Consider the following 21,242-nt stretch of genomic DNA (forward strand, 5'->3'; position numbering starts at 1 on the left):
ATGGCACATCCACATATTCATCGTAATTACGAAAGCAATATGACGCCCTTCAAAGTGGAGGCCCCGTTTGAGCCCATGGGTGACCAACCGGCTGCTATTCAGTCTTTGGTGCAGGGCGTTAATAACGGCGACTGGGCACAGGTTTTATTAGGTGCCACCGGTACCGGTAAAACCTATACCATGGCTAAACTGATTGAAGGGGTGCAGAAACCAACGTTGGTGATTGCCCACAATAAGACTTTGGCGGCGCAATTGTGTAGTGAGTTTAAAAGCTTCTTTCCCAATAATGCGGTGGAATATTTTGTGTCTTATTATGATTTTTACCAGCCGGAAGCGTACATCGCATCGACGGATACATACATTGAGAAAGATGCATCCATTAATGATGAAATCGATAAATTGCGCCACTCCGCGACGATGAGTCTGTTTGAGCGGCGCGATGTAATTATTGTGGCCTCCGTAAGCTGTATTTACGGTTTAGGTGACCCGGAAGACTACAGCGATTTGGTTGTTTCGTTGCGTTTGGGGCAAGAACGAAGTCGTGACGATATTTTAAAAAAATTGGTGGACATTCAATACAGTCGCAATGATATTAATTTTACCCGTGGTACTTTCCGTGTCCATGGCGATACGATAGAAGTATTTCCGGCAGCCAATAGTGAACGAGTAGTTCGCATTGAATTATTCGGCGATGAAATTGACCGTTTGTCCGAAGTGGATGTATTGACCGGTGAAGTAATTGCAGATCGCAAGCATGTGGCCATTTATCCGGCCTCTCACTATGTTACGACCCGTGAAAAATTGCAAATCGCCATTGAGCGTATTGAAACAGAATTGGCGGAACAGTTAGAATTTCTTAAATCACGGGACCGTTTACTCGAAGCACAGCGCTTGGAGCAACGAACTCGTTACGATATTGAGATGATGCAGGAAATGGGTTATTGCTCGGGCATCGAAAACTATTCCAGGTTGTTGTCCAATCGTAAACCGGGGGAAGCACCGTATACGTTGATTGATTATTTTCCGGATGATTTTTTGATTTTGATCGATGAATCTCATGTAACGATTCCACAATTGCGGGCTATGTATAATGGCGACCGGGCTCGTAAGGAAAACTTAATCGAGTATGGCTTCCGTTTGCCTTCTGCTTTGGATAACCGCCCGTTAAAATTTGAAGAATTCCAAGAACGAATTAATCAGATTGTATACGTATCAGCTACACCGGGACCGTATGAAATGGAAGTGCAGACTAATATTGCGGAACAGATTATTCGTCCAACCGGTTTATTGGATCCGCTTATTGAGGTGCGCCCCATTAAAGGGCAAATGGATGATTTGTTAGGCGAAATTAAAGTACGGGCCGCTAAGAACGAGCGTGTCCTCGTAACGACACTGACGAAGAAAATGGCGGAAGATTTGACGGAATTTCTCAAAGAAGTGGGCATTCGTGTGCGCTACTTACATTCCGATATTGCCACCATTGAGCGTGCCGATATTATTCGTGACCTGCGGGCCGGTGTTTTTGATGTGTTGGTGGGTATTAACTTACTTCGTGAAGGTCTGGATATGCCGGAAGTTTCGTTGGTGGCTATTCTTGATGCGGATAAGGAAGGCTTCCTCCGCAGTGATACCTCTTTGATTCAGACTATCGGCCGTGCGGCGCGTAATGAAAACGGTCGCGTTATTATGTATGCGGATCGCATTACGGGCTCTATGGACAGGGCGATTACTGAAACGGAACGCCGTCGTGAAGTACAGAACGCCTACAATAAGGAACACAATATTACACCGAAATCGATTCATAAAGAAGTTAAAGAATTGATTGAATTAACTAAATTGGAAGAAGAAGAGGCCGGTAGTAAACCCGGTAGTACTAAGCGTGCCGGCCGCGGTAAAAATGATGGCTACGATGACGGCGCAGCGGCTGTTGCTTCCGCTAAAAAAGGTCGCACAGCCAAAGCGGGCGCTAAAGCGGCTAATAAAGGCGGCGCCAAAACATCCGGCAAGGCTAAAGGGCTACAAGCTGTGGCTGATGGCACCGCTACTTATGAGGCGGCACCGGAATTAACCGTGGAAGATGTATTTAGCAAGATTGAAGAAACTACGCGTCTCATGAAGGCGGCCGCTAAACAGCTTGAATTTGAAAAAGCAGCCGAACTTCGTGATGAACTCGGTATTTTAAGACAACAATTGTCTGACTTACAGGATGTACGTCGTAAAAAATAGGAACTTATGGGCAAGGCATTCTGTCTTGCCTATTTGTCCGTTAATTTGATAATCGGGAGGTTATCGTGAAAGAACAAATTATAGTAAAAGGGGCGCGTCAGCATAACCTTAAGAATATAGATGTGGCTTTGCCACGGGACAAGTTTATTGTCATTACCGGGCTCAGTGGCTCCGGTAAATCGTCGCTCGCTTTCGATACGATTTATGCGGAAGGGCAGCGACGCTATGTCGAATCCTTGTCGGCCTATGCACGTCAATTTTTGGGCCAAATGGATAAACCGGATGTGGATTATATTGAAGGTTTGTCACCGGCCATCTCCATCGATCAGAAAACAACCAGTCGCAACCCTCGCTCTACGGTGGGGACGGTGACGGAAATATATGACTATTTACGCTTGTTATTTGCCCGTGTGGGCCATGCCTTTTGTCCGCAGTGCGGTAAGCCGATTACGCAGCAATCTATCGAGCAGATGGCTGATGACGTAATGAGTCTCCCGGAACGCACTAAATTGCTCATTATGGCGCCTATATTGCGCGGCAAGAAAGGGGAACACAAGCAATTATTGGAACGTCTTCGCAAAGAAGGGTTTGCCCGTGTCCGCGTAGATGGTGAAATTCGCACCTTGGACGAAGATATTGAATTAGCGAAGACTAAAAAGCATGATATAGAAATCGTTATTGACCGTTTGGTAGTGAAAGAAGGCATTGAGAGCCGTTTATCAGACTCTATGGAAACGGCAGCCAAATGGGGCGAAGGTATTGTGGTTGTGCAGGAAGTGGATGGACCGTCGCATATGTACAGCCAGCATTTTGCCTGTCCTGACTGCCATATTTCCTTGCCGGCTATCGAGCCGCGTATGTTCTCCTTCAACAGCCCGTTCGGGGCTTGTCCGGCCTGCTTGGGTATCGGCAGTACAATGGAAGTGGACGAAGAACGGGTAATTCCGGATGGCGATGTGTCTTTTGCGGACGGCGCCGTATTGCCTTTAAGTTCCAATCCGAATGCATGGTTTATGCGTCAATTGGAAGGTTTATTGAAAGCTCAGGGCTATGATTTATCGGCTACGTATAATGAACTACCGAAGAAATTACAACAAATGGTGATGAACGGCAGCACCGATAAAGTTACCTTCGAGTATGAAAATATGCGTGGTGAAGTAAAAACGTTCCACACGGAATACGAAGGCATTTTGCCTATGGTAAAACGTCGTCACAGCGAGGCTTCTACCGATTCTATGCGTGAAGCCTTTGAAGAATTCATGTCCATCAAACCATGTAAAACTTGCGGCGGTGCCCGTTTAAAACCGGAAGCCTTAGCCGTGCGCGTAGGCGATAAAAACATCAACGAAGTGACGCAGCTCACCATCAGTGATGCGGTGAACTTCTTTGATACCGTACCGCTTACGGAGCGTGAGCAGTTTATCGGCAATCAGATTTTAAAAGAAATCAAAGCCCGTCTCATGTTCCTCAATAATGTGGGCCTCGATTATCTCACCATGAATCGTAATGCCGGTACTTTGTCGGGTGGTGAAGCCCAGCGTATTCGTTTGGCTACCCAAATCGGTTCCGGTTTGGTAGGCGTTTTATACATCCTCGACGAACCGTCGATTGGTCTCCATCAGCGCGATAATGATCGCTTAATCGGGACTTTGAAAGGTCTTCGTGACCTCGGTAATACCTTATTGGTTGTGGAGCATGACGAAGATACCATGTTAGCGGCCGACTATTTGGTAGATATCGGACCGGGCGCCGGCGAGCACGGCGGTGAAATTATTGCGCAAGGGACGGCTCAGGAAGTAATGGCCAATGAAAACTCCATTACGGGGCAATATTTGAGCGGTCGTAAATTTATACCGTTACCGGAAACCAGGCGCAAGTCCAACGGCAATGTGTTGGAAATTCGCGGCGCTACTGAAAATAATTTAAAGAATATTAATGTGAAATTCCCACTCGGTGTTTTCACCGTTGTAACCGGTGTGAGCGGCTCCGGTAAATCCACCTTAATTAATGAGATTTTGTATAAGGGCATGGCTAACCATCTCTATCGTTCGTATCATAAGGTTGGAGCTCATAAAGAGATTCGCGGTACTGAAAATATCGATAAAATCATTAACATCGACCAGAGCCCGATCGGACGTACACCACGTTCCAATCCGGCGACTTATACGGGTGTATTCGATTCTATTCGTGAATTATACAGTCAAACACCGGAAGCTAAAATGCGCGGCTATAAACAGGGACGTTTCAGTTTTAACGTCCGTGGCGGTCGCTGTGAAGCTTGTCGCGGTGACGGTATCATCAAAATTGAAATGCATTTCCTGCCGGATGTGTATGTACCTTGTGAAGTCTGCAAAGGGGCCCGTTATAATCGGGAAACTTTGGAAGTTAAATATAAAGGTAAATCCATTGCCGATGTATTGGATATGGTAGTGGATGAGGCGGTTGAGTTTTTCAAATCCATTCCGAAGATCCATCGTAAGCTTGAAACATTACAACAGGTAGGTTTGGGTTATATTCGTTTGGGCCAGCCGGCGACAACCTTGTCCGGCGGTGAAGCACAGCGTGTAAAACTGGCTACCGAATTGGCTCGTCGCAGTACGGGCAAGACTTTATATATCCTGGACGAACCGACAACGGGCTTGCATGCGGAAGATATTCGCAAGCTTCTCGATGTGTTGCAGAAATTGGTTGACGCCGGTGATACGGTGGTCGTTATTGAACATAATCTGGATGTTATTAAAACGGCGGACCATATTATCGATTTAGGACCTGAAGGGGGCGTACGGGGCGGTACCATTGTCGGTACGGGCACACCGGAACAAATCGCCAAAATGGAAGACAGTTATACCGGCAAATTCTTGGGGCCTGTTTTGGCAAAAACAAAACGATTTATGGATGAAGCTAAGAAAGCAGGTAAGTAATGGTTACGGAAGAAGTGTTGGAGAAAATCAGCCATTTGCCGACCACGCCGGGCGTATATTTATGGCGGGACCAATATAAACGTATCATTTATGTGGGGAAAGCCATAAATCTGCGCAATCGCGTCCGTTCCTATGTGCGCAATGATATCAATCGGGCTCCAAAGGTAACGGCCATGATGCGTCGCGCCGTTGACGTGGAGGTCATTCAGACCAAGACGGAAATGGAAGCGTTAATTTTGGAAAATACGCTTATTAAAGAACATCATCCGAAGTATAATATTATGCTCCGCGATGATAAAACCTATCCCTATGTGAAGGTGACGGTGCAGGAGGAGTATCCGCGGGTGCTCATGGTGCGTCGCATGGTACGTGACGGGGCCAAGTATTTTGGACCGTTTACGGATGTGACGGCCGTACATCAGACTTTAAAATTGTTCCGCCGTCATTTCCCTTTGCGCACTTGTTCAAATATGAATGTACCGCGGCCATGCTTGCAGTATCATTTGGGTTATTGTGAGGCTCCTTGCCAAGGCTTGGTATCACCGGAAAAATACCGCTCCTATATCGATCAAATCGTACAGGTATTGGAGGGTAAGCCGATTCCTCTTTTAGGCGAATTAAAGCAGCAAATGGAAGCGGCGGCGGAAGAACTTGATTTTGAAAAGGCGGCTCAACTGCGTGATCAATTGCAGGCCTTGGAAAAGCTTCGTGAAAAACAGCGCATGGTAACACAACGTGGTGATATTGACGTAGTCGGTATTGCCATGGAAGGCCTCATGGCCTGTGTGCAGGTCTTTTTCATCCGTTCCGGCCGTATGCTGGGGCGTGAAAACTTTTTCATTAAAAATGAAGGTGATGACGCCGCTACGGTCATGACGGAATTTATAAAACAATATTATGGCGGCACCACATTTGTGCCGAAAGAAGTATTGTTGCCTTATGAAACGGAAGAACGGGAACTCTTTGTGGAGTGGTTCACCGAGATGAAGGGACAAAATGTTGAGGTTTCGGTGCCGCAACGAGGTTATAAGCATGGTTTGATTAAGATGGCGGCGGAAAATGCTCAGAACTTCCTTGAAGAGCGTCGTCGTCAATGGCAATATGATTTGGATAAGAGCGGCGGTGCGGTTAAGAAATTGGCAGAAGTCCTCGATTTACCGAGACTTCCGGAACGTATGGAATGCTTTGATATATCTCATACGCAGGGCAGTGAAACGGTGGCTTCCATGGTTGTGTTTGAAGACGGTAAACCGGCGAAGAAGGAATATCGTCGTTTTAAATTAAAGACGGTTCAGGGCAAACCGGATGACTTTAAATCCATGGCTGAAATTATGGAACGTCGTTACGGCAATGAAACGGATTGGCCTATGCCTGATTTAATTATCATCGATGGTGGTAAGGGACAGCTTAACGCAGCTTTGCCTTTAATCAGAGCAGTCGGTGTGACGGATGTGCCGGTTATTTCGCTGGCTAAACGAATTGAAGAAGTTTTTGTGGAAGGTCAGTCGGAAAGTATCATATTATCTCATCATTCGCCGGAATTGCAGTTATTGCAACAAATTCGAGACGAAGCCCACCGCTTCGCCATTACGTATCATCGCAAATTACGAGGCAAGCGCAATTTGGAGTCGATTCTGGACCATATTGAAGGTATCGGACCAAAACGGCGTAAAGCATTGTGGCAGGCTTTTGGCAATTTAGAAGGTATTAAGGCGGCTACGGAAGAGGAATTGGCAGCCGTGCCGGGAATGAATCAAAAAACGGCGGCTGAAGTCTATCGATTTTTCCGTTTGTCTAAAGATGAAAAGCGTGCTACCATTGAAGGAGACCGCTAGTAGTCATAGCGGATTTTATAAGTAACATTGTAAGTAACATATCGGATACATTGTCATTACTTAGCTTTAGACAGTGTATCCTTTATGTTGGGTTTTACGGTAGTGTTATATTTTGTAGAGTAATGGCAACCGCCATTCGGTAGGAGGGTACTATCTTGCAAGGAAAATTGTCATTAAGTTCAGCCATTGTTATTGGCTCAATGTTGTTCGGTATGTTCTTCGGTGCAGGGAATCTGATTTTCCCGGTTCATATGGGGCAGGAAGCAGGGGCCGACATGTGGCCGGCTACGGTAGGTTTTCTTATTACGGCGATTGGCTTGCCGTTCTTAGGTGTTGTAGCCATCGGTATTTCACGGAGTAACGGTTTATTTGATTTGGCATCGCGAGTACATCCGACCTATGCGAAATTATTTACTATTCTTTTATATTTAACCATAGGGCCGGCTTTTGCCTTACCGCGTACCGCTACTGTTTCTTACCAAATCGGTTTGGCACCGTATATCGGTGATGATATGCAGACGGTAGCCTTAGGGGCCTTTACCTTTGTATTCTTCGTTTTGGGACTGTTTTTCTCCATGAACCCGGGTAAGTTAATGACCTACATCGGCAAGATTTTAAATCCTTTGTTTTTAATCTTTTTAGCTATTCTCTTGGTAGTGGCCTTGATTAATCCGATGGGTTCTGTAGCAACGGCACCGATAAGCGGTGACTATGTGACTATGCCTTTCTTTAAAGGCTTTACAGAAGGCTACAATACGATGGATGCTTTGGCGGCGTTAGCCTTCGGTATTATCGTAGTCCGCGCCATGCAGAGCGTAGGCGTTACCGAGCCTAAGGATATTGCGGCAGGCATGGTAAAAGCGGGTATCGTTACGGTAGTCTTGATGGCTATTATCTATGCATTCTTAGCTTACGTGGGCGCCTCCAGCCTCGGCGTTTTCGCCTTATCAGCTAACGGCGGTATTGCATTGGCACAAATTGCCCATTATTATTTCGGACCAATCGGTGCCGTATTATTGGCAATTACCGTAACCTTGGCTTGTTTGAAAACAGCGGTAGGTCTTATTTGTGCGTGTTCGGAAACATTTGTCGATTTATTCCCGAATTCCATCAGTTATAAAAAATATGCCTATGCATTTGCTATTATTTCTTTTTTAATCGGTAATGTAGGCTTAACTCAGATTATATCGTTGGCGATTCCTATTTTGATGTTATTGTATCCGTTGACGATTACTATTATTTTATTAACATTCTTGGCGCCGCTTTTCAACGGTCGCCAGGCTGTATATTTCATCACTACAGTATTTGCCTTGATTGCGGCTATAGGTGATGCGCTCAATACTTTGCCTGAATTTTTAGGACAGGCAGCTTGGGTACAGCAAGCTGTAGGCGTATATAAGCTGTTGCCGTTCTTTAATTTAGGTATGGGCTGGGTAGTGCCGTCCGCTATTGGCTTTGTATTGGGACTTATTTATATAGCAGTTGTAAAAACTAAGTGAGGTTAGGGTAATGAATATTTGCGTGACCGGCGGCGCCGGTTTTATCGGCTCCCATCTTGTAGATGCTCTCATTAATGAAGGGCACAAGGTAATGGTTATAGATAATTTAAGTACCGGTTGTCGAGACTTTGTAAATCCTAAGGCTGACTTTGTGGAAATGGATATTCGCGATAAAGAACTTACCGCTAAATTGGCTGAGTTTAAACCGGATTATGTATTTCATGAAGCCGCTCAGACAATGGTTCCCGAGTCTATGAAAGATCCTGCATTTGACTGTGATGTCAACTTATTGGGGCTCATCAATGTGCTTAATGCTTGTCGTAGCGTGGGCGTTAAAAAAATTATCATGCCTTCGTCAGCCGCTGTATACGGCGATCTCGATATATTGCCGCTTACGGAAATGATGACGGGCCAGCCATCCTCGTTTTACGGGCTTACTAAATTGACGACGGAAAGTTATCTGCGCATTTATCATGAGGCGTTCGGCTTACCTTACATCTGTTTTCGTTATGCCAATGTATACGGTCCGCGTCAGGGCAATGGCGGTGAAGGCGGCGTAATCAGTATTTTCTGTGAACGTTTACAGGCTCATAAAGATATAAGTATATTCGGTGACGGTGAACAAACTCGCGATTTCGTCTATGTAGACGATGTAGTGGCAGCTAATATGGCGGCTTTGCATAAACCGGACCTTGTGGGGGTTATCAATGTGAGTACCGAGATAGGTACTTCGCTAAATGAATTGGTGGCACAATTTAAAAAAATTGTGGACCATGAATTCGACGTGCACTACGAAGAGGCACGGCAAGGGGATATCAAACACTCGTTATTAAGTACAAAAAAAATGATAAATGAATTAGGTTTATCAGCTACAGTTAAATTAGACAAAGGCTTGACAACGACCTATGAATACTTTCATAATAAAAAGTAATTATTAATGAGTGATTTACTGTAGTCGAATAAATAGAGATTATGGTACAATGGGAAGAGAAGTAGTTGTTCTTGTGAGGAGATTGACATGGAAACAAAAAAACAAGAAGAGAAAAAGATTCAGTATATAATTTGTCGTGTGTGCGGCTATATCGAAACGGCCGATAATGCGGATAAACCATGCCCGGCTTGTGGTTTTCCTAAAACCGTTTGGGCTGAATACACACCACGTAAATTGAATCCTACCCGTAAACGTTTATTGGATTTACATTTGCATCCGATTGCGGTTCATTTTCCGATTGCCGGTTCCGCTTTAACGGTGGGCTTGCCTATTTTAGGTTTACTCGTGCCTTACAGCTTGGGCTATCGTTTATTCGATTTCGCTATGCTAGTTTGCCTCGTAATGCCTTTATTGGTATTAATTGGCGGTATTTCCGGTTATATCGGCGGTAAACTTCGTTATAAAACAACAACAGCACCGGTTTTAAAATTCAAAATCTACTTATCCGTAGTGTATTTCGCCCTGACGCTGATACAGGCCTACGTGGCATATTCGTATAATGTCACCGCAGGCAATGCACTGGTTATTGCCGCCATAGGTGCTTTAGCATCGCTTTGTGCCGCTATTTTGGGCAAAAAAGGTTCTCACTTGTTTGCCGGTTTATTCGGACCATACGTACAAGGCTAAACTTAATCATATGCATTGTAAAATGCATTAAATATCGTTGGAGTGTCTTGTTTTCGTGTTGTTAAATGCGAGGCAAGACACTTTTTTATCCACTAAGGAGCAAATATGCAAATTAATCGGGCTGTATTACAAATTCTTGATTTTTCCTCTTCCTTAGCCGTCTATTCGGAAAATGAACTGAATATGGGTGAGGAAGCCTTACAGGACTATGTCAGTGCTCATGTAACTAAGGGGATTAAAGATCCGGGACTTAGAACGGGCTATTTAAATGAAACAAGTAAATTAGGTCAAATGTTGGTGCAATATCGCGACGGTCTTACCGATATTACCACTTTAGGCAAGGAATTGGGCGAAACGATGTTCAATTATATGAAACAGGCCACGGATCCGGTTATCATTGATACGATTATCTGTGAAGCGGCTGAAAATCATCGCTATTTATGCATTCTCCTTTGTCAGGCTCATGATGCTTATACGCACCAACTGTTTAATGAAGAAGACGGCACTTTGACTACGGAGTTGATTCCGAATCGAGCGGTGTTACCGAGTCCGACCCAAAAGCTTCGCTCATTTTGTGCTATTGATTTAGAGGATTTTTCGGTGCGTCTGTTTGAACCAAAAGGCGAATATGACGGTGAAGCTGTTTATATTTTAGGGGATAAAGTTTTGCAAATCGGTACGAATCCGTCATCCCGTGATACGGTGGCCAAAGTGCGACGCATCGTGGATAAGGTGGCTAAAGCGCATGAGGGCGATGGCGTGGAAGAGCTGGTTAAGGTGCGCTCCATGATTTCCAAAAATGCGGAAGTATCCGATACGTTGAATCCGGAAACCATTGTGGATACGGTATTTGCCAATCAGCCGCAACAAAAAGAAGCAGCTAAAAAAGCATTGGCAGAGCAGGATATGTTACGACCTTTGCCGGTAAATCGTGAATTTGCCGCCAAGGTAGGGGAAAAGCATAAAATAAAAACTGACACGGGAATTGAGATTAGTTTTCCCGTTGAATACATGCAAAACAGTGAATTCATTGAAATTGTGACGAATCCTGACGGAACTTTGCGTATAGAACTGAAAAACATTAATAAAATATTGAACAAGTAATAATAAGCAAAATTTTGAATAAATAATTATAATTCATAATTATATTTGATAAATAATACGAAAAATTTCATAAATATTCAGCTGTTTTTCAGCTGTTTTGTAGTAATATTTTAAATGAAACTGTAGTAAAATAAAAAAGGAACGATGATCGTGAGTAAGAAAGAGCATAAAAAAACAAATGCTATGCGCATGTTGGACACGCATAAAATCGGTTATGAAGTATTGGCCTATGAATGGGAAGAAGGGCGCGGTGCAGGTGTTCATGTAGCAGAAGAACTGCATTTACCGGAAGCACAGGTTTTCAAAACATTGGTGGGGAAAGGCAATGTGACGGGGCCTGTTGTGTTTTGTATTCCCGTTGCTGCTGAATTGGATTTAAAACAGGCGGCACGGGTGAGTGGCAATAAATCGGTTGAGCTTATCGCCGTGAAGGATTTATTGGGGCTTACCGGTTATTTGCGGGGCGGCTGTTCGCCGGTGGGAATGAAGAAATTGTTTCCCACCTATTTTGATGCGACCATGGCAACCTTTGATCAGATTTATGTAAGTGCCGGTTTGCGTGGCATGCAGATTAAAGTTAATCCAAACGATTTACAGACAGTAGTAAATGCTCATTTCGAAACATTAACGATGAACTGATTGCAGTTATTCTAGAACAAGGAGCTTATATGGGTAAAAAGTATTATGCCGTAAGAGAGGGGAGAGTGCGGGGAATTTATGATTCTTGGGCGGCTTGTGAACGCCAAGTAAAGGGCTATGGTGGTGCCATTTACAAATCTTTTATGTCAAAACAGGAAGCGGAAGCTTTTATGGAGGAGGATATTGCTCCGATTAAAGGCATGTCCATGGAAGAATATTTAGCTACCGCCAAGGCCAGTCAGCGCCGTACACCGCGTCGTCGCAGAGCTACCGGTACGGGCGTAAGCAATAAATCGGCTCAGGAAGCCAATGCTGCGGATGCTATTTTTGCTGATTTGGGAGCAAAAAGCGCGGTAGCCTTTATTGATGGCAGTTTTGACAAAACAAATAAAGTGGTCGGCACCGGCGGCGTTATTTTCTATGAGGGGCAAGAAGAAACGTTTTCATACGGTACCGATAAAGAAATATATACGGCCTATTGGAATGTAGCAGGTGAACTTTTAGGGGCCATGCATGTCATTGAATGGGCTGTAGCTAAGGAAGCTAAAGAAATTCACATTTACTATGATTATATGGGCATTGAAATGTGGGCTACGGGCCGTTGGAAGGCGAATAATCCGCTGACACAGCAGTATGCGGAGTTTATGTTAAACAGCCGTCGCCTTATTAAAACAGTATTTCATAAGGTAGCTGCTCATACGGGTGTAACCTATAATGAAAAAGCCGATGAATTAGCTAAAGCAGGCACGAAAAAGGTAATCGAATTATAAGTTCAACTGAGATGAAATTGTTCGGGATACAGCATTCTTAAGGTAAAGGTAGAGGATAAAGGTATTAGACTTTTAACTTTGAAAAGCTATATTTGCTTAAGGTATGAATGGGGCTAAAGTTGATTGAGTTATGAATAAAATGTATGATGCTCTTCAGTTTTTCTATTGCGCCATAATTTATAGAACGGTACAATAAGAAGAGTGGTTTAAAGGAGGAGTTTCAATGAAAAAAATCATTTTACCATCCGGTTTTACATTTGATTATACTAATTTATTTTCAGCTTGGGGTGTAACTGAAGCTGATGTTCATACTTATTTCGATTCTATTGCCAGTGCCGTAAAAGCAGCCGTTCGTGTGCGGACTACAGGCGTTGTGGAAGGCCATTTGTCGAAAGACGGTCAGCCGGAAGCTGTATTATTCCCGCAATTGCCGTATATTGAAGATAAAAATCTCAATAACGAAACAGTTTTAAAACGTTTGGAAGACTTGGGGCAACATGCGAAAGAGTCTGTAGATGCCGTAGTAAGTTTCGGTATCGGCGGTTCTTATTTAGGCGGTAAAGTGCTCTTTGATGTTCATTGCGGTGAATTTTGGAATCAAAAATCCGAAGCGGAACGTGACGGTTATCCAAAATTATACTTCAGTGGCAATAATGTGGATCCTCATCGCACTAATGATTTGATTGAAACGTTAAAACGTAGTGCTGCCCATAAAGGATCTCCTTATACGGTAATGCTCATTTTAATTTCCAAGTCCGGGTCGACCATTGAACCGATGTCTAATTTCATGGTTGTGCAAGAAGCGTTGGTAGCGGCCGGTATTAAAGTGGAAGTTGTAGCTGTTACGGATCCTCGTACCGATGAAAAAGAAACGTTGCTTCATAAATTGGCGGTTCAGCAGAACTGGCCGACGTTTGCCGTGCCTGATGGGGTGGGCGGACGTTTTTCTGTATTTACAGAAGTAGGTCTTATTATCGGTGCCGTGGTAGGCTTCAATATTCGTGAATTCTTAGCTGGGGCCAAAGGCATGGATGAAGCCTGTCAAGGTGGCGATTTGCTTAAGAATCCGGCTTTGTTGAATGCAGTTTTGAAATATATTGCGGCTGAAAAATACGGCCGTATTATTGAAATCATGATGCCTTACGGCGATTCTTTAAAATCCTTAGCTGAATGGTATGTACAACTTTTAGCTGAATCCTTAGGCAAACATCAGCCGAAAACTGACGGTCGTTACGGTCGCACACCGGTAGTTGCGGTGGGAACGACCGATATGCATGCGCAGACTCAGGAACATCAAGAAGGCCGCTTGAACAAAATCGTGTCTTTTGTAAAAGTAAAAGATTGGGAAACAAAAGCGATTGTGCCTCATACTTACGATGAATATAAACCGCTTAAAGCATTCAGTGGCTTGGACTTAGGGGTAATTTTAAATACTGCTTTAGAAGCTAACAGTGAAGCTTTAACAGGCGATAAGCGCTTCAATGTAACTTATGAATTGCCGACTTTGTCACCATATCATTTAGGCGAATTTATGTTTATGCTTTGCTGGGCTATCTTCTATGAAGGTCAATTGGCCGGGGTGGATGCGTTTGATCAGCCGGGCGTTGAAGTGTATAAAAAATTGTTGGGGCCTAAATTGGCAGCTCATCAAGCGGAAAAATAATCAGGTCATGTAGCTTTTGCCGTTCCTTTTCCGTTCACGGACATAAGTAAAGGTTGCGGCAGGCAATGGCAGTTTCGATTTAGGGAGGATTATTATGAAAATTTTGGTTACCGGTGGGGCCGGCTATATCGGCAGTCATACTGTGCGAGCTTTGCAAAAAGCAGGTCATACGCCAATTGTTTTGGATAATTTATCACGCGGTCATGTAGAATCTTTGCCGGAAGGCGTTGAATTTATTAATATGGATATTGCCGATGCCGGTTTAGCCGATGTATTAAAGGCTAAAGGCATTGAAGGGGTTATGCATTTTGCGGCTCATTCACAAGTTGGCGAATCCATGAAAGACCCTATGATTTATTATGAAAACAATGTAGTAGGCTCATTCCGTCTCATTGAATCTGTGCGTAAAGCCGGTGTCAAATATTTCGTATTCTCCTCTACTGCCGCCGTTTATGGCGAACCTGAAGTTGTACCGATTAAAGAAGATGCACGTTTAGCACCGACTAATGTATACGGTCGTACTAAACTCATGATTGAACAAATGCTGCGCGATTATAGCGATATTTACGGCCTGCGCTATGTGGCTTTGCGTTATTTTAATGCGGCGGGTGCTGACCAAAGCGGTGAAATCGGTGAAGATCATACACCGGAAACACATTTGATTCCACTCATTTTAGAAGCTGCTTTAGGTAAACGCGCCAATATTTCAATTTTCGGTACTGATTATGATACGGCTGACGGCACTTGTGTGCGCGATTATATCCACGTTACCGATTTAGCTTCGGCCCATATTCTCAGTATGGAATATTTGCGTGACGGTGGTGAATCTAATTACTTTAACTTGGGAACGGGTAATGGTTTCAGTGTAAAAGAAATTGTAGATGCTACTAAAGCCGTAACCGGCGTAGACTTCCCGGTTGTTATCGGCGAACGTCGTGCCGGCGATCCGGGCACTTTGATTGCGTCTTCTGAAAAAGCGCAAACTGTTTTAGGCTGGAAGCCGACCCACAGCGAAGTCTCCCAGGTTATCGGTGATGCTTGGCAATGGCATAAAAACCATCCAAACGGTTATAAAAAATAATAAGGACTGTGATATTATGAATAGACTGTCTCTACAAGAACTGCGAAATTTGTTAATTAAGAAAGGTCGCCTCTTGTACGGGGCGGTCTTTTTATTTTGCCTCGTTTGCCTCTATGGTTTATATACATCTCAATGGACAAGGGTAAGTGATTTGGCGGCGGATAATGGGGCCAAAAAATCGTCTTCTAAAACTGTAAGTTTAGATGCTAAAGAGGGGCGTGGCGGAGCTGTTGGGAAGGGTAAAAGCGAAGGTACATTTGTAGCGCCAGTAATTAGCTTAGCCGGTGTTTTAAGAGGGCATCCGATGGATGATCCGTTCACGCATTTGCTGTTAAATGAGGATCGCACAGTCATAGCCGGTGCGCCTCAAATCGCACAAAAGGGAAGACCGGGAACGCCCGGTATAGGCAATAGTTATGGTCAAACTGATACACTCAATACTCAATATGTGAATGGTTCTAATAGGGGCGGGCGCACAAATAATTATGCCGAATATAGTGGTAATAATTATGGCCGCAGCGGGCGTTCTTATACCGGCAGATCAGGCACGCAAAGTAAGGGGAGCTATAGTAATCGGCAAAATTCTATGACTGATATAAAAGTCACCGGTATTATCACGGGACCTACGCCGATGGCGATTTTGACAAACGATGGCAACGAAGGTTGCTATGGTGTTGGCGAGGGACCGCGTGGCGTGACAGTGAAACAGATAGCGGACCATGCTGTTTTAATAAGTGGCGCCGGCGGCAGCCGTTGGTTATATGTGGAATAAGTCTGGGGTAAGGGAGTAATATAAGATGTTAGTTAGGGTATTAAGAGTATTAACAGTTTTGGCTATTATCGTGCAATTTCATCTTTGCGGCGAATCGGTGGCCGCTTTGTCTATGACGGTAAACAACAGCAATTTGAGCAGTTTAGTGCAGTCCATTGCACGCAGTGAAGGGATTGCCATTACCGGTACGGAAACATTGCAAGGCACCGTATCGATACGCCTTAATGAAACGAGTGGTATTGCAGCATTAAAGCGCTTGGCGTCGATAAAGCATTTCAGTTTGTATGAATCGGATGGGCTCTGGATTGTGGATGGTCAAGGTATGGGAGATAAAGATGCGCGCGTGGCCGAAGTTTTAACACCTCGACATATTTCGCCTAAGGCCTTAGGTGATGCCTTGGCGGCCATTGTGCCGGAGAAGAATATCAAGGTGGTAAAAGGAAGTAATCAGGTTATGGTCTATGGCACGGCGGCTCAGTTACGACAGGTTCACGATATTTTACCTATGCTGGATATAAGTCCCAAACAAATTCGCTTAGAAGTAGCCGTTGTAGCCATTGAACATAATTTTGTAAAGGAAACGGGCATAAATTGGTCGTGGCAGAGTTTGACCGGGCGTAATAAGGATGATACAAACTCTTATGGGGGCATTCAATTTGGGCGAGCTCCGGAAGGTACGCCTTATACATTTTGGTTCAAACCGGAATTGAGTGCACAGCAAACAAATAATAAAACAGTCTTAATTGCGAGACCTTCTATTATGGCGGTGAATGGTGAAGAAGCGAAGATTTTAATCGGGGAGCGGATTCCCGTGCTTGAAGAGGTAAAAGACGGTACGGAAAGCCGGACTACCACACGCTATGAAGAGGCCGGGATTCGTCTTACGTGCACACCCTTTGTGACGGAAGATAACAGCATTGAAGCGGATATTCATGCGGAAGTGAGCAGTCCCGCCATGGTTTCGGAACTGAAAGCCTATCGTATTACTACGCGCGAGGCGCATACAAGGGTTTACTTACAGCCCGGTGAAATCCTCGTCATCGGGGGACTTATGGATAATCGAGAGGGGAAACAGTTTTCAAAAATTCCGCTCCTCGGCGATATTCCTTTATTGGGAAAACTATTTCAACATGCCCGTAAGACTAAGGACAGTGTTGAATTGTGTATTTTTGTAAAAGCTGACACTGTGGAGGCGCCAACGGACAGTGCTCTATGATATAATAGAAGAGTATATGATTGAACGGAGGCTTAGAGGATGGAACAAATCCGCGTAATAGGATTAAGTAAATCATTTGGCGTGCGTCAAGTGTTTAACAAAGTATCCTTTGAAATAAAACATGGTGAGCGTGTCGGCTTGGTAGGGCCTAACGGGGCGGGCAAATCGACGCTCATGAAATGTCTGTTGGGCATTGAAGAATATGATGAAGGTCAGGTTGTCAAAGATAGTGCTACTACAATCGGTTATTTGCAGCAGGATATCAATTTAGGGGACGATAGTTTAGCTATCGAAATTCAAAAAGCTTTTGCGGATGTGCAATATTGGGAACAACAATTACAGGAAGTATCGGCGAAGCTTGAAACGAATCCTCATGATGAAAGTTTGCTCAAACAGCTCGCCCGCATTCAGGACCGTTTAGACTGGCTCGGCGGTTATGATTATGAGGCCCAAAGTCGCCGTATTGCCTACGGCCTTGGCTTTTCCGATGAAGATTTAACGAAATCTGTGTCTGAATTTTCCGGTGGGCAAAAAACACGTATTAATTTGGCAAAAGCTTTAGTCCGGCGCCCAGATTTTTTATTTTTGGATGAACCGACTAACCATTTGGATATGGATATGTTGGAATGGTTGGAAAATTATTTGAGCTCTTACGGCGGCGGTATCTTAATTATCAGTCATGACCGTTATTTCCTTGATCGTGTAACAACGCGCATTGTTGAATTGGAGCATCATAAGGCAACCAGCTATCGTGGCAATTACAGTCGTTATGTGGAGCAGCGTGAAGCCCAACATAAGGCGCAACAAAACGCCTATGAAAAGCAACAGGAATATATTCGCAAAACGGAAGAGTATATCGACAAGTACCGCGCCGGGATTAAATCTAAAATGGCCAGAGGCCGCCAGTCGCAGCTGAATCGTTTGGAGCGTTTGGATGCGCCGGAAACTTCGCAGACATTGAAGTTTAGATTTCCTAAAGCGGAATTCAGTGCCGATAAAGTGCTGACGGTGGAAGAGTTATTCTTATCCTACGGCGAGCGCGATATTGTAGAAGATGTGTCCTTTATGATTCGTCGCGGTGAAGCGGTGGCCTTAATCGGGCCGAACGGCGCCGGAAAATCCACTTTATTAAAAGCCATTACCGGCGAATTGACGCCGGAAGCGGGTTTTATCGATATCGGCAGCCGTGTATCGGTGGGGTATTTTTCACAGGAACACGAAGAATTGCATCCTGCTTGGACGCCGATTGATGAAATCATGAGTCATTTTAACTATAGTGAGGAAAAAGCCCGTAATGTACTGGGCATGTTTTTGTTCCAAGGGGATGACGTTTTCAAGGAAATTCGTGATTTGTCCGGTGGTGAACGGGCTCGCTTAAGTTTGTTGATCTTGTTTTTACAAGGCAATAATTTCTTAATTCTTGATGAACCGACCAACCATTTAGATATTCCGACGCGTGAAGTGGTGGAAGAGGCTTTGATGAACTTTACCGGCACATTACTGGTTGTATCCCATGACCGTTATTTCTTGGATAAAGTGGCCAAACGGACCTTGGTGTTAGAGCCGGAAGGTGTGGAAGAATACCTTGGCAATTACAGCTACTATAAGGCGAAGCTCAAAGAGCAGCAGGATTTGGCCGCCTTGGAAGCTGAACAAAGTGGTCCAAATAAAGAACGTTCGAGTAGTAATAAACGCAACGGCAGCAATAATGACGATACGAACTCGACTGACAGGGCGGTTTCGAATGAAGGTAAAAATACCGGTAGTACAAGTGGTTCGGAAGGTTCCGGAGATAAAAAACTAAACTCCTATATGCAAGCCAAAAAATTAGAAGAAACGGAAACCGAAATTGCCCGTTTGGAAGCTACGCTGAAAATGTACGAAGTTCAAATACAAAATCCGGCGTTGCAGGAAGACGCGGAAGCCATGGCAGAAACGGCGGCTCAAATGGAAGCTACCAATAAAAGATTGGCTGAACTCTATGAAATTTGGGAGCAATTGGCACAATGAGTGACATCGTAATTGGCACAGATAATGGCGGTAATGTTGATACAGCAAATGGCACGATTATTAGGCCTATGAGTGATACACTGGTTAGGCCTATGAAAGGGCGATTTGCACCGAGTCCCACGGGGCATCTTCATTTAGGTAATTTGTGGATTGCCATGCTGTCGTGGCTACAGGTGAAACAGCAAAATGGTACCTTTGTTTTGCGCATGGAAGATATCGATATACAGCGCGCCAAAAGACAGTATGGGGAAGATTTACTGGATGATTTAGAATGGTTTGGCCTGACTTGGGATGAAGGCCCGCGCGTAGGCGGTCCCCATGAATCGTACTGGCAAAGCGAACGGTATCCTCTCTATGAGGCACAGATTGCCAAATGGCAAGAATCCGGGTTTGTGTATCCCTGTTACTGTAATCGAGCGCGTTTGCAAAGTATTGCATCGGCTCCGCATGGTCATGAAGGGATAGCTCATTATGATGGCCGTTGCCGCAACTTGAGTGAGGGGGAACGGCAGGCTTTAGGTGAGCGGAAGAATCCTTCGTGGCGTATGAAGGTAGAAACACGCTTGTATGAATTTACCGATTTTTGGCAAGGTTCGCAGCGGGAAGAACTTATTCCGGCGCAAGATGATTTTATTGTTCGTCGCGCTGACGGTATGTTTGCTTATAATTTAGCTGTTGTTATGGATGATATAGCCATGGGTATTACCCATATTGTGCGCGGTTATGATTTATTACCGGCTGTGGCCGGTCAATTGTGGCTCTATGAGTGCCTCGGTGCCAAGGCACCGCACTATGCGCATGCGCCGTTAATTGTTGATGAGGAAGGCTATCGATTATCAAAAAGGCAGCAGAGTATAACCTTGCGTGAATTGAGAATGAGCGGCTATAGTGCATCTATGATTTTGGGGCATTTGGCATTGGCGGCAGGACTAGTTTCATCATCTCAAGCAGACAAATTCGGAGGACTCACATGGGAAACTTTGTTGAATTGTAGTCTTGATAATAATTATCTAAAAAAACCTCAAATTAAATTGACAAATTTCGATGTTTTGATATAATGAATATAGAGAGTTGAGGTGATAGGATGACACCAAAAGAAGCACTGACTAAAAAAGTTTGGGCAGTACTGGGCGCAACAAGCCGTAAAGAAAAATTCGGCTATAAAATATACGCTTGTTTGCGTGATCACGGATACAAAGTATATCCGGTGAACCCTAATGTAAATGAAATCGATGGCGCCACTTGTTATGCGTCACTTCACGATTTACCGGAAGTTCCCGAAGTAGTGGACTTTGTTGTTCCCGAGGCTGTAGGTTTACAGGCTTTGGATGATTGCCAAAAGTTGGGGATTTCGGTAGTTTGGTTGCAACCGGGTGCAGATAAACCAGCCGTAGTGGCTAAGGCTAATGAGCTTGGTTTTGAAGTCATTCAGGACTGTGTTTTAGTTCAGATTTGACCGGCAACTAAATTTGTAGTTTAATATAATTAACACATATATTGATACTTATTTTCAACAATTTGTAAATTTGTTGATTTAGGAGGTTATTTAACTATGGCAAACGTAACAGAATTAACAGTAGCAAACTTTAAAGATACCGTAACTTCTAAAGAAGTAGCAATCGTGGACTTCTGGGCTCCATGGTGCGGTTACTGCGTACGCATGATGCCAATTTTCGAAGCTTTGTCTGAAGAATTGGGCGACAAAGTTGTATTCGCTAAAGTTAACATTGATGAAGTAGTAGAATTAGCTAAAGAATTCAGCATCGAAGTATTGCCTACATTCGCTATCATTAAAAACGGTGAAGTAGTAGACCGCAAAATCGGTTACATTCCACAGAACGAATTGAAAGCAGCTATCGAAGCTCAGTTATAATTTAACAACAAAAAA

The 21,242-nt window shown here is 44.2% G+C and carries 17 protein-coding genes; all 17 read left to right on the top strand.

Features of this window, described 5'->3' with window-relative positions:
- The 17 genes from uvrB to trxA all read left to right on the top strand — a co-directional run bounded on the left by uvrB (position 1) and on the right by trxA (position 21,227).
- On the top strand, positions 1-2,226 hold the full coding sequence (uvrB, locus tag EO124_RS02795) for an excinuclease ABC subunit UvrB (protein ID WP_127058238.1): 2,226 nt from the start codon (positions 1-3) through the stop codon (positions 2,224-2,226).
- Between the two features lie 65 nt (positions 2,227-2,291).
- Positions 2,292-5,147: an excinuclease ABC subunit UvrA gene (gene uvrA / locus EO124_RS02800; RefSeq protein WP_127058239.1), complete on the top strand. Its 2,856-nt coding sequence runs from the start codon at positions 2,292-2,294 to the stop codon at positions 5,145-5,147.
- Entirely contained in the window at positions 5,147-6,982 is a 1,836-nt protein-coding gene (uvrC, locus tag EO124_RS02805; protein WP_127058240.1) for an excinuclease ABC subunit UvrC, read from the top strand. Before uvrA ends, uvrC begins: the two co-directional genes overlap by 1 nt.
- 155 nt (positions 6,983-7,137) lie before the next feature.
- On the top strand, positions 7,138-8,481 hold the full coding sequence (gene brnQ / locus EO124_RS02810) for a branched-chain amino acid transport system II carrier protein (protein WP_127058241.1): 1,344 nt from the start codon (positions 7,138-7,140) through the stop codon (positions 8,479-8,481).
- A gap of 10 nt (positions 8,482-8,491) precedes the next feature.
- Complete coding sequence (locus EO124_RS02815) at positions 8,492-9,412, top strand: NAD-dependent epimerase/dehydratase family protein (protein WP_127058242.1); 921 nt, start codon at positions 8,492-8,494, stop codon at positions 9,410-9,412.
- Positions 9,413-9,499: 87 nt separating this feature from the next.
- Complete coding sequence (locus EO124_RS02820) at positions 9,500-10,099, top strand: rubredoxin-like domain-containing protein (protein WP_127058243.1); 600 nt, start codon at positions 9,500-9,502, stop codon at positions 10,097-10,099.
- Positions 10,100-10,204: 105 nt separating this feature from the next.
- A complete protein-coding gene (locus tag EO124_RS02825) occupies positions 10,205-11,203 on the top strand; it encodes a nucleoid-associated protein (protein ID WP_127058244.1) in 999 nt (332 codons plus the stop codon).
- A gap of 150 nt (positions 11,204-11,353) precedes the next feature.
- Positions 11,354-11,842 (top strand): Cys-tRNA(Pro) deacylase, encoded by a 489-nt coding sequence (ybaK, locus tag EO124_RS02830; RefSeq protein WP_021841463.1) that lies wholly within the window; start codon positions 11,354-11,356, stop codon positions 11,840-11,842.
- A gap of 29 nt (positions 11,843-11,871) precedes the next feature.
- On the top strand, positions 11,872-12,612 hold the full coding sequence (locus EO124_RS02835; RefSeq protein ID WP_127058245.1) for a ribonuclease H1 domain-containing protein: 741 nt from the start codon (positions 11,872-11,874) through the stop codon (positions 12,610-12,612).
- A gap of 223 nt (positions 12,613-12,835) precedes the next feature.
- Complete coding sequence (locus tag EO124_RS02840; RefSeq protein WP_127058246.1) at positions 12,836-14,275, top strand: phosphoglucose isomerase-related protein; 1,440 nt, start codon at positions 12,836-12,838, stop codon at positions 14,273-14,275.
- A 94-nt stretch (positions 14,276-14,369) separates the two neighbouring features.
- Positions 14,370-15,356, top strand: a complete 987-nt coding sequence (gene galE / locus EO124_RS02845; protein WP_127058247.1) for a UDP-glucose 4-epimerase GalE — start codon at positions 14,370-14,372, stop codon at positions 15,354-15,356.
- 16 nt (positions 15,357-15,372) lie between these two features.
- Positions 15,373-16,128 carry a hypothetical protein gene (locus EO124_RS02850; RefSeq protein ID WP_127058248.1) on the top strand — a complete coding sequence of 252 codons (756 nt, stop codon included), beginning with the start codon at positions 15,373-15,375 and terminating at the stop codon, positions 16,126-16,128.
- Between the two features lie 25 nt (positions 16,129-16,153).
- Complete coding sequence (locus tag EO124_RS02855; RefSeq protein WP_127058249.1) at positions 16,154-17,344, top strand: type II secretion system protein GspD; 1,191 nt, start codon at positions 16,154-16,156, stop codon at positions 17,342-17,344.
- A gap of 39 nt (positions 17,345-17,383) precedes the next feature.
- Positions 17,384-19,354: an ABC-F family ATP-binding cassette domain-containing protein gene (locus EO124_RS02860; RefSeq protein ID WP_127058250.1), complete on the top strand. Its 1,971-nt coding sequence runs from the start codon at positions 17,384-17,386 to the stop codon at positions 19,352-19,354.
- On the top strand, positions 19,351-20,412 hold the full coding sequence (gluQRS, locus tag EO124_RS02865) for a tRNA glutamyl-Q(34) synthetase GluQRS (protein ID WP_241230654.1): 1,062 nt from the start codon (positions 19,351-19,353) through the stop codon (positions 20,410-20,412). Before EO124_RS02860 ends, gluQRS begins: the two co-directional genes overlap by 4 nt.
- 26 nt (positions 20,413-20,438) lie before the next feature.
- Entirely contained in the window at positions 20,439-20,810 is a 372-nt protein-coding gene (locus EO124_RS02870) for a CoA-binding protein (protein ID WP_127058251.1), read from the top strand.
- 96 nt (positions 20,811-20,906) lie between these two features.
- The gene (gene trxA / locus EO124_RS02875) at positions 20,907-21,227 is read left to right on the top strand and encodes a thioredoxin (protein WP_127058252.1); all 321 of its coding nucleotides are present in this window, start codon (positions 20,907-20,909) and stop codon (positions 21,225-21,227) included.
- The last annotated feature ends 15 nt before the right edge of the window (positions 21,228-21,242 follow it).

It is taken from the genome of Veillonella ratti (assembly GCF_003992115.1).
Classification (GTDB): domain Bacteria; phylum Bacillota; class Negativicutes; order Veillonellales; family Veillonellaceae; genus Veillonella_A; species Veillonella_A ratti.

Bases quoted from the DNA above. Each gene is read 5' to 3' on its own strand.
- EO124_RS02815 (WP_127058242.1), top strand. From the start codon at position 8,492: ATGAATATTTGCGTGACCGGCGGCGCCGGTTTTATCGGCTCCCATCTT.
- EO124_RS02835 (WP_127058245.1), top strand. From the start codon at position 11,872: ATGGGTAAAAAGTATTATGCCGTAAGAGAGGGGAGAGTGCGGGGAATT.
- galE (WP_127058247.1), top strand. From the start codon at position 14,370: ATGAAAATTTTGGTTACCGGTGGGGCCGGCTATATCGGCAGTCATACT.
- EO124_RS02855 (WP_127058249.1), top strand. From the start codon at position 16,154: ATGTTAGTTAGGGTATTAAGAGTATTAACAGTTTTGGCTATTATCGTG.
- uvrC (WP_127058240.1), top strand. From the start codon at position 5,147: ATGGTTACGGAAGAAGTGTTGGAGAAAATCAGCCATTTGCCGACCACG.
- uvrB (WP_127058238.1), top strand. From the start codon at position 1: ATGGCACATCCACATATTCATCGTAATTACGAAAGCAATATGACGCCC.
- EO124_RS02870 (WP_127058251.1), top strand. From the start codon at position 20,439: ATGACACCAAAAGAAGCACTGACTAAAAAAGTTTGGGCAGTACTGGGC.
- EO124_RS02850 (WP_127058248.1), top strand. From the start codon at position 15,373: ATGAATAGACTGTCTCTACAAGAACTGCGAAATTTGTTAATTAAGAAA.
- EO124_RS02825 (WP_127058244.1), top strand. From the start codon at position 10,205: ATGCAAATTAATCGGGCTGTATTACAAATTCTTGATTTTTCCTCTTCC.
- EO124_RS02840 (WP_127058246.1), top strand. From the start codon at position 12,836: ATGAAAAAAATCATTTTACCATCCGGTTTTACATTTGATTATACTAAT.
- gluQRS (WP_241230654.1), top strand. From the start codon at position 19,351: ATGAGTGACATCGTAATTGGCACAGATAATGGCGGTAATGTTGATACA.
- trxA (WP_127058252.1), top strand. From the start codon at position 20,907: ATGGCAAACGTAACAGAATTAACAGTAGCAAACTTTAAAGATACCGTA.
- EO124_RS02860 (WP_127058250.1), top strand. From the start codon at position 17,384: ATGGAACAAATCCGCGTAATAGGATTAAGTAAATCATTTGGCGTGCGT.
- EO124_RS02820 (WP_127058243.1), top strand. From the start codon at position 9,500: ATGGAAACAAAAAAACAAGAAGAGAAAAAGATTCAGTATATAATTTGT.